This window comes from Kitasatospora sp. NPDC058115 (genome assembly GCF_042884635.1).
Classification (GTDB): Bacteria; Actinomycetota; Actinomycetes; order Streptomycetales; family Streptomycetaceae; genus Kitasatospora.
The window spans coordinates 25780-41134 of sequence record NZ_JBHVTL010000033.1 but is presented as its reverse complement, the minus strand read 5'-3'; the positions used below and the strand labels follow the sequence as shown (position 1 = coordinate 41134).

The 15355-nt window shown below is 75.7% G+C and carries 11 protein-coding genes and 1 riboswitch; of the genes, 5 read left to right on the top strand and 6 right to left on the bottom strand.

The features are described 5' to 3' along the window. Positions 1–222: 222 nt before the first annotated feature. From ACFVVL_RS29860 to ACFVVL_RS29850, 3 genes are all read left to right on the top strand, one after another. Positions 223–1425 (top strand): hypothetical protein, encoded by a 1203-nt coding sequence (locus ACFVVL_RS29860; RefSeq protein ID WP_387680681.1) that lies wholly within the window; start codon positions 223–225, stop codon positions 1423–1425. A 119-nt stretch (positions 1426–1544) separates the two neighbouring features. Next, a complete protein-coding gene (locus ACFVVL_RS29855) occupies positions 1545–2234 on the top strand; it encodes an RNA polymerase sigma factor (RefSeq protein ID WP_380297873.1) in 690 nt (229 codons plus the stop codon). Continuing rightward, entirely contained in the window at positions 2231–3700 is a 1470-nt protein-coding gene (locus ACFVVL_RS29850) for a hypothetical protein (RefSeq protein ID WP_380422832.1), read from the top strand. The genes ACFVVL_RS29855 and ACFVVL_RS29850 overlap by 4 nt, the downstream gene beginning before the upstream one ends. 196 nt (positions 3701–3896) lie before the next feature. Here ACFVVL_RS29850 and ACFVVL_RS29845 read toward each other — a convergent pair whose 3' ends face one another. Together ACFVVL_RS29845 and ACFVVL_RS29840 are read right to left on the bottom strand one after the other, a co-directional pair. After that, on the bottom strand, positions 3897–5396 hold the full coding sequence (locus ACFVVL_RS29845; RefSeq protein ID WP_380296819.1) for an aminopeptidase P family protein: 1500 nt from the start codon (positions 5394–5396) through the stop codon (positions 3897–3899). A gap of 167 nt (positions 5397–5563) precedes the next feature. Then, positions 5564–7150 (bottom strand): PP2C family protein-serine/threonine phosphatase, encoded by a 1587-nt coding sequence (locus tag ACFVVL_RS29840; protein WP_387680676.1) that lies wholly within the window; start codon positions 7148–7150, stop codon positions 5564–5566. A 732-nt stretch (positions 7151–7882) separates the two neighbouring features. On the opposite strand from ACFVVL_RS29840, the gene ACFVVL_RS29835 reads away from it, so the two are divergent. Then, a complete protein-coding gene (locus ACFVVL_RS29835; protein ID WP_380296815.1) occupies positions 7883–8548 on the top strand; it encodes a bifunctional DNA primase/polymerase in 666 nt (221 codons plus the stop codon). Positions 8549–8796: 248 nt separating this feature from the next. Here ACFVVL_RS29835 and ACFVVL_RS29830 read toward each other — a convergent pair whose 3' ends face one another. The 4 genes from ACFVVL_RS29830 to ACFVVL_RS29815 form a co-directional block, all read right to left on the bottom strand. Beyond that, positions 8797–9783 (bottom strand): DUF5926 family protein, encoded by a 987-nt coding sequence (locus tag ACFVVL_RS29830; protein ID WP_387680673.1) that lies wholly within the window; start codon positions 9781–9783, stop codon positions 8797–8799. Between the two features lie 132 nt (positions 9784–9915). Further along, positions 9916–10572: an ATP-binding protein gene (locus ACFVVL_RS29825; RefSeq protein WP_387680670.1), complete on the bottom strand. Its 657-nt coding sequence runs from the start codon at positions 10570–10572 to the stop codon at positions 9916–9918. A 268-nt stretch (positions 10573–10840) separates the two neighbouring features. Continuing rightward, a complete protein-coding gene (locus tag ACFVVL_RS29820) occupies positions 10841–11698 on the bottom strand; it encodes a glycerophosphodiester phosphodiesterase family protein (protein ID WP_387680667.1) in 858 nt (285 codons plus the stop codon). Positions 11699–11792: 94 nt separating this feature from the next. After that, positions 11793–13256: a purine-cytosine permease family protein gene (locus ACFVVL_RS29815; protein ID WP_380296808.1), complete on the bottom strand. Its 1464-nt coding sequence runs from the start codon at positions 13254–13256 to the stop codon at positions 11793–11795. Continuing rightward, a riboswitch (TPP riboswitch) is annotated at positions 13249–13397 on the bottom strand. (Overlaps the previous gene by 8 nt.) 181 nt (positions 13398–13578) lie before the next feature. On the opposite strand from ACFVVL_RS29815, the gene ACFVVL_RS29810 reads away from it, so the two are divergent. Next, complete coding sequence (locus ACFVVL_RS29810; RefSeq protein WP_387680663.1) at positions 13579–15324, top strand: trypsin-like peptidase domain-containing protein; 1746 nt, start codon at positions 13579–13581, stop codon at positions 15322–15324. Positions 15325–15355 lie beyond the last annotated feature (31 nt).

Sequence of the window (15355 nt, the reverse complement as noted above, 5' to 3'; positions counted from 1 at the left end):
TCCGTCCCGCCCTGTCCGTCCCGCCCTGTCCGGGCCGGGCCGGACGGGAGGAGGCCGATGAATGGGATCGTTCCGGCCAGTGCGAAATTTTCTTCGAACACGCCACAACCCCGGCCGGACTCGGGCGTCTGAAAGGGTGAGGGCCGATCCGGCGCGGGTCCGACCGAGCCGGTGCCGGGCCTCGCCGCACAGGCCGAGTCCGACTACCACGGGGAACCCACCATGCGCCCGTCCACTGTCCGGAGTCTCGTCGGGACCGTTCCGCTGGCGGCCGTCGTCGCCGGTGCGGCCGGCTACGCGCTGCTTCCCGCCGAGGAGGGCGCGGAGTTCCGCCGGGTCCGGGCGGCCGGGGCGGCGTCCACCGGCGCGGCACCGGACGGGGCGGCGTGGATGCGGTCGGCGCTGACCGCTCCGGTGGCCGAGGCGGGCGCACCGCAGTTCGCACCGGTCGCCATGGCCGTCCAGGCCGCGGCACCGGTGCCGACGGCGGGCCCCGGCCCCGTGCCCGGCAACTCCCCGACCTGGCCCGAGGAGATGCCCGGCGCGGTCACCGAGGCCGTCGACGTCTCGCTGCGTCCGCTCGCCGGCGCCTGGGAGATCCAGGCCGGCGGCAGCTACCTCGACTTCGAGGTCACCTGGACCAACACCACCCGGCAGCGCTACGACGAGGTCGTCCCGGTGGTGCGGGTGCTCCCGTACGACTACCCGGCCGGCCTGGCCGGCCCCGGCAGGACGTCCAAGGGGATGCTGGACCGCAAGGACCTCGATGAATGGCGCGAGGTGAAGCTGAACCAGCAGGGCGTGGGCAGCGGCCCCCAGCCGGGCGCGTTCGCGCTCGACCCCGGGGAGAGCCGGACGGTCCGCTACCGGCTGACCCTGTCCGTCGGCAGCCCGTCGGGCCGGCTGCCGGTCCAGGCCGAGGGATGGATCGGCCGCAGCGCCAAGGCGGTCCGGGCCGGCGGCGCGCAGGCCCGGGTGAACGTGAAGGTGGACCAGCCGGTCCAGCTCTCGACGACCAGGCCCACCGACGGGTCCAGGGGCCGGCAGCCCTCCGAGGTGCAGGTGGAGCTGGCCAACCTGGACGGCTACGCCCAGCACACCGTCACCCCCGCCCTGGCGGTGTCCGACCTGGGCTCCGTGAACGCCACCCACGACCTGACGCCCGCGGACCTGACCGCCGAGGTGCTGGCGGGCGGCGAGTGGCGCCGCCTCGAAGGGGCCCTCGACGCGCAGGGCCGGGTCCGGCTGGACACCACCGGGCTCACCCGGGTGCTCGGGCCGGGCGAGAACGTGCTCTACCGGTTCCGGCTCAACGTGCCGGCGGGGTGGATGCCCGACCGGAGCATCTGGATGGCCGCGGGCGCCGGCGTCGACGGCCAGGCCCTGCCCGAGCGGTCGGCGGCCGTTCCGCTGCTCGCCCGGTAGCGGGGCGAACCGATCGAACCGGGCCGGCCCGTCCACTCCGGCCGGTCCGGCCACCCGAAGACGATGTCCTGACGCACCGGCGTGGAACCGGAACGCCGTCGGGGGGAGAGCGAAGACGGATGTCCATGGCCATCGAGCCGGCCGCCCGGGGCGACCGGGGGTGGGCAGCGGCCCTGCGCGGCCTGGTGACGCTGCTGTTCGGCGCCCGGGAGGCGCCGCAGGGCGGGGGCGAGGTGCTGGACATCCCGGTCGCCGCGCAGTCGGCCGGGCGGCGCCGCGCCGGGTTCCGGCTGCTGCCCGGCGGCGGCCGGACGCAGGAGGGGCGCCCGACGCTGACCGACCTCTACCTCACCCACCGGCTCAGCCTGGTCCGCCTCGCGGTGCTGCTGGTCGACCACCAGGACCAGGCGGAGGACGTCGTGCAGGAGGCCTTCGCCAAGCTCTACCAGCGGCACGGCGAGCAACTGGACGACCTGGACAACGCGCTGGCCTATCTGCGCACCGCCGTGGTCAACGGCGCCCGGTCGGTGCTGCGCCGCCGCCGCACGGCCCGGGAGTACGTGCCGCCCCACGAGGCGGACGCGCCGTCGGCGGAGGACCACGCCGTCCTCCACGACGAGCACCGCCGGGTGCTGGTGGCCCTCCAGGAGCTGACCCCGCGCCAGCGCGAGGTGCTGGTGCTGCGCTACTGGTCCGACCTGTCGGAGTCGGAGATCGCGGAGATCCTCGCCGTGTCCCGCGGCACCGTGAAGTCCACCGCCAGCCGGGCCCTGGACGCCCTGGAGAAGAAGCTGGAGGACGCCCGATGAACGACGAGCGGCGCCCCGCGGCCGACGGGGAGCACGGCGGCGGTCCGGGCCCGAGCGGCGAGTCCCCGGTGGAGCGCCTGCTCCGCGAGGCCATGGCGGCCCGCGTCGCCCGGATCACCACCCAGGACCTGCGTCCCGCCGATCCGCCGTCCGGCCCCCGGACGCGGCGCCGGCCCGCCTACCTGGTGGGCCTGCCGCTGATGGGGCTGGCGGCGGCGACGGTCATCGGCCTGCTCTCCGTCCCCGGGGACACCCTGGCCGACAAGGGCGACGACACACCGGCGGCCACGATGAGCTCCAGCGCCGACCCGAGCCCGGGCCCGGATCCGCTGGCCCCGGCCGAACAGTCCGCCGACCCGCTCGGCCGCCCGGCCGGGGCGCCGGCCCCGGGCGTGCCGCAGGACCCGGGCAGCGCCTTCGAACCGGACGCCGCCGGTGCGCCCGGCACCACCGGCTCCCCCGGCGGCGCCGGGGCGGGGAGGGGCCGGCCGGTGACCGGCGCGGCCTCCCCGCAGCCGGGCGGCCCGGCGGCCGGAACGGCCGGGGCGGGCGATCCGACCGCGGCCGGCGGCGGGGTGGCGCGCCCGTCCCAGGGCATCGTGCTGAGCTTCGACGGCCTGGAGAAGAAGGAGGCGACGGTGGGCGCCGGCCCGGTGACCTTCGCGGTGACCTGGCACAACACCACCGAGCAGGCGTACGGGAAGGTGGCCCCCGTGGTGGCGGTCCGCTCGCTCGCCGCGGAGGGCGGCGAGGGCCGGTCGCTGCGCGGCCGCCTGCAGCGCGAGGACGACGGCGGCTCCTGGACCGACGTGCCGCTGACCGAGGCGTCGGGCAACTACCTGGCATCGGGCGACGAAGCGGCGTTCGCCCTGGCCCCCGGGGCCTCCCGGACGCTGCGCTACCGGCTGGACCCCTCGATCGACAGTGCGGAGGGGACCCTGCTGATCGAGGCCCTGGCCCTGACGCCGGCCACCCCGCAGCGCACCGTGGAGGCGTCGGTGCTGACCGCCCTGCGGCTGTCCGAGGCCCCCGCCGCCGCCCGGATGGCACCCGAGTTCACGGTCGCCCTCGCCAAGGACGACGGCGGGGCGGACCCGCAGCGCGCCACGTTCACGATGACCGTCCGCAACCCCGGTGCGGCGCCGCTGGCCTCGGTCCTCCCGACCGTCCTGCTGAGCGGGACGGAGGCGGGGAGCCAGATCACGGTCCAGGCCGGGTACGGCACCGAGGGGCGGCGCAGCCTGCCGGTCACCCGCAACCAGTCGGGGCTGAGGGTGGTCGACACCTCCCTGCTGGAGCGGCTGGTCCGGCCGCACGAGTCGACGACCTTCTCGTTCTGGCTCAGCGTGCCGGAGGGCTGGTCGCCCGACCCCGGGAGCTTCGCCGTGGTCGTGGGGGCGAAGGGGGACGGCCGGGAGGCCGCACCGGTCGTCGTCCACCCGTCCCTGGCGACGGCCGGCCGGTGAGGACGGCCGGGGGGACGGCCGGGGGGACGGCCGGGAGGACGGCTGAGAGGGCGGCCGCCGCACCGCCGCCCCCGAGAACGCCGCCGGCGGTCCGGCCCCCACTGCTCGGGGGCCGGACCGCCGGCGGCCCGGGCGGCTGCCGCGCCGCCCGTACGACGGCCCGCCGGGCGCGGGCCCGGCAGCGCCGCCCGTCGGATCAGGCCAGCGAGGCCATCCACGCCTCGACGTCCTCGGCGCGGCGCGGCAGGCCGGCCGAGAGGTTCTCGTTGCCGTCGGCGGTGACCAGGATGTCGTCCTCGATCCGGACGCCGATGCCGCGGTACTCCTCCGGGACGGTCAGGTCGTCCTGCTGGAAGTACAGGCCCGGCTCGACGGTGAGCACCATGCCGGGCACCAGCAGCGCGTCGACGTGCTCCTCGGTGCGCGAGTGGGCGCAGTCGTGGACGTCCAGGCCGAGCATGTGGCCGGTGCCGTGCAGGGTCCAGCGGCGCTGCAGGCCCAGCTCCAGGACCTTCTCGACGTCGTACACCGAGGCGTCCAGCAGGCCCCAGGCGAGCAGCCGCTCGGCGAGCACCCGCTGCGAGGCGTCGTGGAAGTCGCGGAACCGGGCACCGGGCTTCACGGCCGCGATGCCGGCCTCCTGGGCGTCGTGGACCGCGTCGTAGATCTTCCGCTGGAGCGCGTCGAAGCGGCCGTTGATCGGCAGGGTGCGGGTGACGTCGGCGGTGTAGAGGGTGCTGGTCTCCACGCCGGCGTCCAGCAGCAGCAGCTCGCCGGGGCGGACCTCGCCGTCGTTGCGCACCCAGTGCAGGGTGGTGGCGTGCGCGCCGGCGGCGCAGATGGAGCCGTAGCCGACGTCGTTGCCCTCGACCCGGGCGCGGCGCCAGAAGGTGCCCTCGATCCAGCGCTCGGAGGTGGCGACGGCCTGGCCGAGCTCGCGCACGCAGTCGGTGAAGCCCTTGACGGTGGCCTCGCAGGCGGCGCGCAGTTCGCCGATCTCCCACGCGTCCTTGACCAGCCGCAGGCCGCTCAGGAACTCCTTGAGCCCGGCGTCCCGGCCGGCGTCCAGCACACCGTCGAGCGCGGCCTCCAGACCGGCGTCGTAGCCGCGCACGATGCGGGTCGGCACGCCGTCCGCGGCCCGGGCGGCCAGCTCGTCGGCGGCCTTGCGGACGTCGCGCACCGGCAGGCCGAGCAGCTGCTCCTGCTCGGTGAGGCTGTGCCGGCGGCCGACCCACAGCTCGCCGTGGCCGTCCAGCCAGAACTCGCCGTTCCCGCGGTCGGAGCGGGGCAGCAGGTAGAGGTCGAAGGTGTGGCCGGTGGGGCCCGCGGGCTCGGCGACCAGCACGGCGTCCTCGGTCTGGTCGCCGGTGAGGTGCACGTACTCGCTGGCCGCGCGGAAGGCGTAGTCGCAGTCGTTGGACCGGACCTTGAGGGTGCCCGCCGGGACGACCAGGCGCTCGCCGGGGAAGGCGGCGGACAGCTTGGCGCGGCGCTCGGCGGCGTACGGGGCCTGCGGGACCGGGGTCAGACCGTGCAGCTCGGTGTCCGCCCAGCCGGACTTCATCGAGGCGGCCAGTTCGTCGGAGACCTCGGAGTAGAGGCCGTTCTTGCGGCCCTTGAACTGCTGCGGCTCCTCGTCGCCGCCGACGGCCTCGGGGTTCTCGGCCACCGCGGGGGTGCGGTCCTCGGTCACGTACGTCGCCTCCTTGCGCGTGGTGCCGCCCGGGGCGCGTCGGATCGCGACACAGGTGGGCGGCCGTGCGTCCATGGTACGGACGCCCGGCCGCTCACCCGTTCGGGCCTTCGCCCGGCCCGTTCGGAGCGGCCGGGCGGGCCGGGCGAAGGCCCGAACGGGCCCCGCTACTCGAAGCGCGCGGCGAGCAGCATCAGGTCGTCGGTGTCCGGACCGTCCCAGGTGCCGGTGGTGTCCTGCTCGGCCGCGGCCGCCACCAGGTGGGCGCAGAGCCGGTCGGGGTCGGTCCGCACGTCGCGCGGGGCGTCGGCGGCGGCCCGGCGCAGGTTGGCCTGCCCGGCGTGCAGGGTCGGGCCGAAGCGGCGGGCGAGCCCCTCGGTGTAGAGCACGAGCGTGTCGCCGCGCTCGGCGGTGAACTCGACCCCGGGCGCCTCCCAGCAGGAGAGCACGCCGAGCGGCGCGGAGAGCGAGGTTTCCACGAACTCGGCGCCGTAGCGGGTGACCAGCACCGGCGGGCAGTGGCCTGCCCCGGCCAGCGTGATCCGGCGGCCCTCCGGCTCCACCCAGGCGTAGACGGCGGTGGCGGTGCGGGACGGCTCGGTGGTCTTCAGCAGCAGTTCGAGGTCGCCCAGGACGGACACCGGGTCCTCGCCCTCCAGCACCGCGTACGCCCGCAGCGCGGCCCGCACCCGGCCCATCGCGGCGGCCGCGCCGGGGGCGGAGCCCGGTCCGGCGCCCGGCCCGTCGCCGGAGACGGAGCCGACGGTGAGGCCGACGGTGCCGTCCGGCAGCGGGATGGCGTCGTACCAGTCGCTGCCGCAGGAGCGGTCCAGGCCGGCCGCGACCAGCCGGGCGGCCAGCCGCAGGCCGGCGGGCCGGGGGAGGCGGTCGGGCAGCAGACCGCGGCGCAGTGCCTCGGTGGTGCGCCGGACCTTCTCCGCGTCGAGCTGCTTGGCCAGCAGCGGGGCGGCCACCGCGCAGTAGCGGCGGGCCAGCTCGCGCTGGCGGCCGGTCGGGCCGGCGGGCCGGTCGTAGAACCAGAGCACGGCGGCCAGCGGGCCGTCCTCCTCGGTGGCGAGCGGCAGCCCGTAGCAGCCGCCGATGCCGAGGTGGCCGGCGAGTTCGCGCAGCCGGGCGCCGATCGCCGGGTCGCCGGCGAGGTCGTGCGAGGCGAGCTCGGCGGGCCGGTCGTGCGTGCGCAGCAGCCGGGCGAGCAGGCTCTGGTCGGGCGGAACGGTCTCCAGCGAGCCGAGGCTGGCGCGGTCCATGCCGAGGCCGACCGGCTGGCTGGGGCCGCCGCCGGGGAGCGCGGTGACCAGCAGGGCGCGGTCGGCGCCGAGCAGCGCGGCGCCGGAGGCGAGCACGGTGTCCAGGGTGGCGGACAGGCCGCGGGCGCGGGCGAGCCGTTCGGTGTGCTCGTGCAGGCTGGTGAAATCGGACAGGCGTCCGGCCAAACGGTCCTGCACTCCGGTGGCGGAGGCGTCGGGACGCGCGCCGTCGGGCGCGCCGGGGGCGGACGCGGCACGGTCCGCGCCCTCGCCGGCACCCGGCAGCTCGCCGGGCGTCCGGGCGTCCGGCCGTCCGGACGGCTCCGCGTCCGGCTCTCCGCCGGGCTCCCCGTCCGGCTGTCCGTCCGGCCGCGCGGCGGGCGCGGCCGGATCGTGGAAGCCGGGCGGGTCCAGCACGGAGAGCCCGCTGGCACCGCCGGGCTCGGCGGGCTCGGAGGACGTCGACGGTGGGTGGGACTCGGTCATGCCGCCACTCCTGACGCGGTGGTGCGTGTCACGCGGATCATGCGGAACCCCCAGGTACGGCCGTTTGGAGCGAGCACGGCCAAAAGGGCGCGTTTCGCCTCGATTCGCTACTACTCGTCATTGATCGACAGCAATGCCACCACTTCTACACAGGCCATTCGGGGCATGTCCAGAGCAATGACAAGGCTGGTGGCCGCCGTCGCGCCGTCGCGGGCCCGGTCAGGGGGCGCGTTCCGTTCCGCGCGCGCCGGTCGAGTGCACCGCGGTCCGGCGGGACGGGGCGCCTCCGCCCGCCGGGCATGGAGCAGCCGGTGAGCGGGCAGAACCGGGGGGACGGCTCCGGCGGCCGTCCGGATCGTATGCCCATGGCGCCGGCCGGCCGGGTCGGCCGGAAGCGACTCACTCGTACGGTGGAACCAACCGCGGCCGGGCGGCGTCCATCCGGTCGCATACGGGATTCTCGTTCCAAGGGCTGTTCTATTCCGCAGTCCTTTCACATCGTGCTCCACCGCGTGCTCCAGGCCCGCGCCGTTGTCCGCACCGCCGTCCGTACCGCCGCCCCGCCCGCCGCCCGGCTCCGGCCCGGCCCCCGGTCCGTTCCGACCCGGCTCCCGGCCGGATCCCTCCGTCCGGCTTCGCGGGCCGGTCCGGCGTCCCCGGACGCGCGGCGGCGGCCGGTCCGGCGGCCGCGGGGCGGAGCCACCGAGCGGTCACGGAAAGGAACGGGTGCCAATGCGCGACAACCCACTGCGCGACGACCCGAGGAGCCGGCCGGCGGCCCGGGCGGCCAGGGCGGCCCGGCTGGCCGGCGCCCTGACGGCGGCCACCGGCCACCGCTGGCCCGTCGTCCCCGGAACCGTCCTGCTCGCCGGCGGACACTGCTCCTGCGGCGATCCGGACTGCCCGGTGCCGGGCGCCCACCCGCACGACCCGCCGCTGCTCGCGGCCACCACCGACGCCCGGATGGTGCGCTGGTGGTGGGAGCGGCGCTGCCCGGACGCCCCGGTGCTGACCGCGACCGGCCGCACGGTGTGCGCGGTCAGCCTCCCCGCGGCGGCCGGCGCCCGCGCGCTCGCCTACCTGGCCGCCCTGCGGCTGCGGCTCGGACCGGTCCTGGCGATGCCCGACCGGTACGCGATGCTGGTCGCCCCCTGGTCGCTCGACGCGCTCGGCGAGGTGCTCGTCCAACTCCCCTGGGTGCCCGGATCGTTGCGCTACCACGGGAGCGGCGGCTTCCTGCCGCTGCCGCCCGGCGGCGGGGACGGCGACCGGGTGCGCTGGGTGCTGCCGCCCCGCCAGGGGGCCGACGGCGGTGTCTGGCTGCCGCAGGTCGAGCCACTGCTGGGAGAGCTGGTGGCGGCGGCGGTCCAGCTGGACAGCGGCCGCTCGGCGTACTGACGATCCGTCGTCCGCGTACTGATCGGGCACGGCCGACCGGCCCCGGCGTGGGGCGTTCGGAAAACAAAAGATCCGGCCGCTGGCGACGGGGGATGCACCAGCGACCGGACTCTTTAGACAGTAACAAGGATCCGCGCCCGCGCCAATTTCCAAGACGCCCTCGCAGCCCGGAAATTGCGGGTCGCGGGCGCCAATGTGACGCGTATCACGCCGATCCGCCGGGCGCGCCCCGGCGTTGCGTCCCGCCTTTAGTTCAGGGTGACCTGACGGTTCACCAGGTTGGCGCGGGCCCGTCGCTCGTCGGCGGTGAGCGGGGCCGGGTCGGCGAGCGTCGTGGCGAGCCGCTCGGCGAACTCCGCGGCCGGCTTCTCGCAGTCGGCCGCGGTCATCGCGAGCGGCAGGTCCCAGACCGGAACGGTCAGGCCGTGCGCCCGGAACGAGCCCACCAGGCGGGTGTCCGGGCCGAGCGAGGACTCCTCGGCGGCGGTCAGCCGGGCCAGCGCGTCCAGCAGCTTCTCCTCCGGCACCGTCATCACCCAGCGCAGGTGGTTCTTGTCCGGGGTGCCGCACCAGTAGGCGGCGTCGACGCCGGCGAGCTTCTCGGTGGGGATCGCGGAGGCGTTGGCGCGCTCCAGCGAGGCGGCCACCTCGCCGGTGGCGGTCTCGGCGTCCTCCAGCCAGAACTCGAAGCCGGTGTGCACGGCCGGCTCGAAGGCGGCGGTGCCGTCCAGCAGGTCCTGCAGACGGCGGCCGCCCGGCACGGTCCGGCGGGCCGGCACCGGGGTGCCCGGGGCGGTGGCCAGGGCCAGCTCCAGGGCGTCCGCGAGGTCGCGGCTCAGGTCGCCGGAGGACGACTGGGTCTGCAGGCCGAGCAGGATCGAGCCGTCCTGGCGGCGCAGCGCGGGCCAGGCCAGCGGCAGCACGGTGGCCAGGGTGACCGACGGCACCTCGCCCTCGGCGGTCCCGGCCACCCCGGCGGCCAGCGTCAGCGGCACGGTGGCGGCGGGCACCAGCTCGCGCAGCGCGACCCAGTCCGCCTCGCCCGGCAGGCCCTCGAACGGGCGGTGCACCAGCTCCTGGACGGCGTGCGAGGCCTCGCGGCCGTGGCAGGCCTTGTAGCGGCGGCCCGAGCCGCAGGGGCAGTTCTCACGGGCCCCGACCACGGGGATCTCGCCCGTGGCGGCGGGGGTGGACTGGCTGCGCTGCGGCGCCTTCTTGGCGGCCTTCTTGCCCATGGTGCGGCTCTCCCGGGAACGGTGGTGTGGTGCTCCCGTCAGCCTACTGACGTTCCCCGGGCGCGTGGGCGTGCGCCGGGGCGCGGACGGGCCCGCCGGGCCCGCTGCCGGGGCGCCGCGCCGCGCGGCCGCTCAGCCGCCGGCGTGCCCGCCGTCGTGGCCGTGGTGTCCACCGCCGTGGCCGGGATGCCCGCCGTCGTGGCGCCCGCCGTCGTGGTGCCCGCCGCCGGTGCGCCGGGCGTGCCGGGCCCGGGCCGGCAGGGCCGCCCAGACGGTCACCTCGCCGGGGGCGTCGCGCACGCCCCAGTCGCTCGCCAGCTGGTCCACGATGCTCAGCCCGCGGCCGCCGTGCGAGGTCAGCGAGGGGCTGGACGGCGACGGCCGGGTCTGCGCCCCGCCGTCGGTGACCTCCAGGGTGAGCACGCCGTCGGCGTGCATCTGCCAGCGGACCAGGACACCGCCGGTGTCCTCGCCGCCGTCGCCCGGTGCGGCGGGCGGCCCGCCCGTCCGGCCGGTCTGCGCCGGGCCGCCGACCAGCAGCGGCTGGACGGCCCCGGCGCGGGCGCCCCGGCCGAGCGCGGGCATCGGCCCGAGTGGCCGGGCGTAACGACAGGCGTTGCTCAAAAGTTCGGAAAGGATCAGAACGGCATCATCAATGACCGGTTCCGGTATCTCGCGGTCTCCCAGATCTCGACGCAGTCGGCGCCGCGCGACCCCGACACTCGCTGGGCCGTGCGGCACTGCCATGGTCGATGAAGTCGGCACTTCACGCGCCACCATCAACGCCACCCCCGGACCTCCTTCAGCGTATGCCGAGGGATGGATGCCCCTTGGCAATACGTCGGAAACGACCGCGCGGCGATCCCGCGCGGACATTTCAGGCCCGTCCACCGTCGGTGCGCGACAGGTGATTCGGTGCTCACCCTCCGTCGTGAAACTGTATGAATTGCGGCAGAAATCGTCGCCGAAAGGTTTGAGTCCCTACCAAGACGATCAACGGCCGACGGTGGTTGAACGGTTCACCACGTCCCGGCCCCGCGCGCCGGGGCGGCCGGGGTCAGCGGCCGAGCTGGGCCAGCACCTCCGCCGGGCGGTTGGTGATGATCGCCGACACTCCGAGCTCCAGGCAGAGCTCGACGTCGGCCGGCTCGTCGACGGTCCACACGTGCACCTGGTGGCCCAGCTCGCGCAGCCTGGTCACCAGCCCCGGCCTGGCCCGCACCAGCTCGATCCCCGGCCCGGCGATCCGCGCCCCGCCCGGCAGCGGCGCGCCCGGGCGAAGCCGCCCGCGCAGCACCAGACCGCGCTCGAACAGGAACACCCGCGGGTACTGCGGCGCGGCCGCCGCCACCCGGGCCAGCGCGACGGAGGAGAAGCTCATGATCCGGGCGTTCACGCCGTGCGCGCCACCGCGTTCCGCACCGGTGCCGGCCACGCCGCCGTGCGCGCCGCCGATCCCGAACCGGTCCAGCATCCGCAGCAGCTCGGACTCCACCCGGCCGCGGAACCGCACCGGGTGCTTGGTCTCGATCGCGAGGTCCACCGGCCGCCCGCGGTCCACGACCAGTTCCAGCAGGCTCTCCAGCCGCAGCACCCCGCGCAGCTCCGGGTCCTCGCTCGGCCGGCCGGTCTTCCAGGCGCCGAAGTCGTGCGCCTCCAGCTCCGCCAGCGTCATCGCGGAGACCGTGCCCCGGCCGTCCGAGACCCGCCCGATCCGCCGGTCGTGCACGCAGACCAGGTGCCCGTCGGCGGTCACCCGCACGTCGCACTCCAGGGCGTCCGCCCCCTCGTCGAGCGCCCGGCGGTAGGCGGCGAGGGTGTGCTCGGGCAGGGCGAACGAGGAACCGCGGTGGGCGATCACCTGGACGGGCGGCGTGGTGCGGGTCGTCGTGGGCGAGACATCGGGGCTGGTCACGCCCTACACGATAGGCCGCGGACATGGCGAGGAGGCGAAGACCGCCCCAACCCGGGGGGCCGTCTTCGCCTCCGTGCCGGTGGCCCGGCGGGCGTCAGCGCGCGGCGGCGGCCCGGCCCCGGGTGAGCGGGGTGAGCGCCCAGGTGGCCAGGGCCGGCACCAGGAAGCCGAACAGTGAGGCCGAGGTCCACTCCTGCGGCGTGAAGTGCAGCGCCTCCTGCACGGACGTCCAGAGGTCCGTCCACCAGCCGGCCACCGCGGTCGGCGCGATCAGCTGGTAGGTGGCGAAGCCCAGCGCCCACGGCAGCAGCATCAGCCAGCGGGACGGCGCGTCGGCGGAGAGGTCCCAGCCGCGCCGCCCGGCGCCGAGGAAGTAGTCCACCGCCAGCACCGCGAACATCGGGACGAAGACCGAGCCGATCAGCCCCAGGAAGGCGTAGTACGAGTCGGTGAACTCGGTGATCTGCAGCGCGAGCACGGTGATCAGCACGCCGGTCGCGCCGGTCAGCACCCGGCGGTCGGCCTTCGGCAGCAGGTTGTGGATCGACATCGCGGTCGAGTACACGTTGGCGAAGGACTGGTCGGTCTCGCGCAGCACCAGCACCAGCAGGAACAGCCAGCCGGCCCAGACGCCCAGGAAGGAGTCGAAGATCCGCTCCGGGTCCCCGTCCGCCTGCAGCAGCGCCATCAGCCCGAGCACGTAGCACCAGACCTGCGCCACCGTGTAGCCGGAGAAGCTGCCCCAGAACGCCGAGCGCGGGGTGCGCGAGTGCCGGGTGTAGTCGGCGGCGAGCGGCACGAAGGAGATCGACACCGCGATCATCGCGTCCGTCGCCGGCAGGAAGCCGTGCCAGTTGCCCGCGCCCGGGTCCGGGACGCCGTTGCGGCCGAGCTGGACGGTGAAGTACACCATCGCGACGGCCACCGCGGCCGCGACGAAGCGGCGCAGCACCGCGATCGCGCCGAGCGGCCAGATGGTCAGCGCGGTGGTCAGCGCGCCGGCCAGCACGACGAAGGCCCAGCGGTAGCCCTCGGTGCCGGTGACGGTCTGCGCGCCGAGCGCGATCGTCAGCAGCTCGTAGACGCCCCAGCCGATGCACTGGACGATGTTGAGCACCGTCGGCACGTAGGACAGCCGGGTGCCGAACAGACCGCGCAGGTTCGCCATGGCGGGTGCGCCGGTGCGCGCGCCGATCAGCGCGGCCACGCCGAGCATCGCGGTGCCGACCACGGTGCCGGTCACGATCGCGGTGACGGCGGCGGCCAGCGACAGCTCGCTGCCCTTGGCGCCGAGCACGGTCGCGGCGGTGGTGAAGCCGATCAGCGAGACGCCGAGGTTCATCCAGAGCGCGAAGTGGTCGCGGAAGCCCAGCGTGCGGGGCGGTTCGGTGTCCAGCACCAGCGGCGCCTCGGCCCGGGCCGGGGGCTCCAGGACGGCGGTGGCCGACGCGGCGGCGCCGCCCGGGGAACCGGGGGCGGTGCCCGCGGCGTCCCGGGAGGGGGGGACGCCCGGGGACGAGGGCGCGCCGGAGGACGAGGATGGCGAAGCAGGCGGCATGGCCGATATCTCCCTACGCCGGCATTACCCGGACAGGTTCCGGCGGTCTGCGCCCCCTCGACGGCCGTCCACGGGGTCCGTGGCGTACGGTCGACCGGCGCACTCTCAGCCTGGTGGGTCCAAGCTCCCGCGTGTCAGTTCGGAGCGACAGGCTAGTCGGCGCGGGGGAGAACGCCAAGGCGGTGGGTTCGTGCGCGGCGCTGCGCCGGCCGTCGGGACCGGCTAAGGATTCTTATGAGTTCTTCAGAAGGGTCCTTACGGCAATCGAATCGGGTGTGCGAAAAACTATGGTTGTTGGTCCTGTCAGCTATGGAGGTCGTCCGTGAGCACCGAGCGCGAGGTTGGGTCCACCGGGCCGCAGGGGGAGCAGCCCTCCGTCGGCCAGGGGGTGGCGGGTTCCGCTTCTGACGGTCCGGCGCAGCAGCCTGCGGCCGGTCCCGCCCCCGCAACGACGCCCGCGGCCGACCAGCCGTCCCAGCCGGCCGAGGGGGGCTCCGGCGGGTTCACGCCCACGCTGGCGTTCGGCAAGCTCCCGGCCCCGGAGCCGGCCGACGCCCCCGAGCCCGCGGCCCCGGCCGCCGAGGCCGGTTACCTCGACGCCCCGCCGCCGGTCCTGCCGCCCGCCGCGCCCGCGGCCCCGGCCCCGGCCGCACCGGCCGCCGCCCCGTACGGCGGCAACCCGTACGCCACCCCGGCCCCGGGCACCCCGGTGCCCCCGGCGCTCGTCGCGCACGACCCGTACGCCGCGCCGGGCGCCCCGCAGGGCCCGGGCGCGACCGGCCAGCACCACCACCCGTTCGGCGCCGGCCAGCCGCTCGGCGGCTGGGGCGCCCCGCACGACATCACCCCCGGCGCCCCCGGTGCGCCCGGTGCGCCCGGCGGTCCCGGCGGGCCGCTCGGCTACCCGGGCGAGTACCCCGGCGCGCCCGTCCCCGGCGGCCCGCGCAAGAAGCGCGGCGGCCTGATCGCCCTGGTCGCGGCCGTCGCCCTGGTGGCCGGCGTGGCCGGCGGCGCGGTCGGCGTGGCCGTCGCGGACCGCGACGGTTCCACCGTCAGCGCCAAGAACGACCGCAGCTCCACCACGGTCCAGGCCAACAACACCCAGAAGAACGAGCCCGCCCCGGGCTCGGTCGCCGGCATCGCCCAGAAGGCGCTGCCCAGCGTCGTCACCATCAAGGCCCAGGGCAACGGCGAGTCCGGCACCGGTACCGGCTTCGTCTTCGATACCGAGGGCCACATCCTCACCAACAACCACGTGGTCGCCCCGGCCTCCGCGGGCGGCAAACTGACCGTCAAGTTCGCCGACGGCTCCTCCTACAACGCCTCCGTGCTGGGCCGCGCCGAGGGCTACGACGTGGCCGTCATCAAGCTCGACAGCCCGCCCAAGGGCAAGCTGACGCCGCTTCCGCTGGCCGACTCCGACAAGGTCAACGTCGGCGACTCCACCATCGCCATCGGTGCCCCGTACGGCCTGGAGTCCACCGTCACCACCGGCATCATCAGCGCCAAGGACCGCCCGGTCGCCTCCGGCGACGAGACCGGCGCGCAGGCCTCCTACATGAACGCGCTGCAGACCGACGCCTCGATCAACCCCGGCAACTCGGGCGGTCCGCTGCTGGACTCCGGCGGCGGCGTGATCGGCATCAACTCGGCGATCCAGTCCAACACCTCCAGCAACGGCCGGGCCGGCTCCATCGGCCTGGGCTTCGCGATCCCGATCAACCAGGCCAAGTGGGTGGCCGACACCCTGATCAAGACCGGCAAGCCGGTCTACGCCAAGCTCGACGTCCTGCGCAACGACGACTACAAGGGCGACGGCGCGCAGATCCAGACCCGCGACGTCCAGGGCCAGCCGGCCGTCACCCCCGGCGGCGCCGCCGACCAGGCGGGCCTCAAGCCCGGCGACGTCATCACCAAGCTCGGCGGCAGCCCGATCGAGAACGGCCCCGCTCTGGTCAGCAAGATCTGGACGCACAAGCCCGGCGAGACCGTCGACGTCGAGTACACCCGCAACGGCCAGACCGCCACCACCAAGGTCACCCTCGGCACCCGCGTCGGGGACAACTGACCCCGGCCCGCCCCGGAAACCCTGTGCACCG

Bases quoted from the DNA above. Each gene is read 5' to 3' on its own strand.
- ACFVVL_RS29860 (WP_387680681.1), top strand. From the start codon at position 223: ATGCGCCCGTCCACTGTCCGGAGTCTCGTCGGGACCGTTCCGCTGGCG.
- ACFVVL_RS29855 (WP_380297873.1), top strand. From the start codon at position 1,545: ATGTCCATGGCCATCGAGCCGGCCGCCCGGGGCGACCGGGGGTGGGCA.
- ACFVVL_RS29850 (WP_380422832.1), top strand. From the start codon at position 2,231: ATGAACGACGAGCGGCGCCCCGCGGCCGACGGGGAGCACGGCGGCGGT.
- ACFVVL_RS29840 (WP_387680676.1), bottom strand. From the start codon at position 7,150: ATGACCGAGTCCCACCCACCGTCGACGTCCTCCGAGCCCGCCGAGCCC.
- ACFVVL_RS29835 (WP_380296815.1), top strand. From the start codon at position 7,883: ATGCGCGACAACCCACTGCGCGACGACCCGAGGAGCCGGCCGGCGGCC.
- ACFVVL_RS29830 (WP_387680673.1), bottom strand. From the start codon at position 9,783: ATGGGCAAGAAGGCCGCCAAGAAGGCGCCGCAGCGCAGCCAGTCCACC.
- ACFVVL_RS29815 (WP_380296808.1), bottom strand. From the start codon at position 13,256: ATGCCGCCTGCTTCGCCATCCTCGTCCTCCGGCGCGCCCTCGTCCCCG.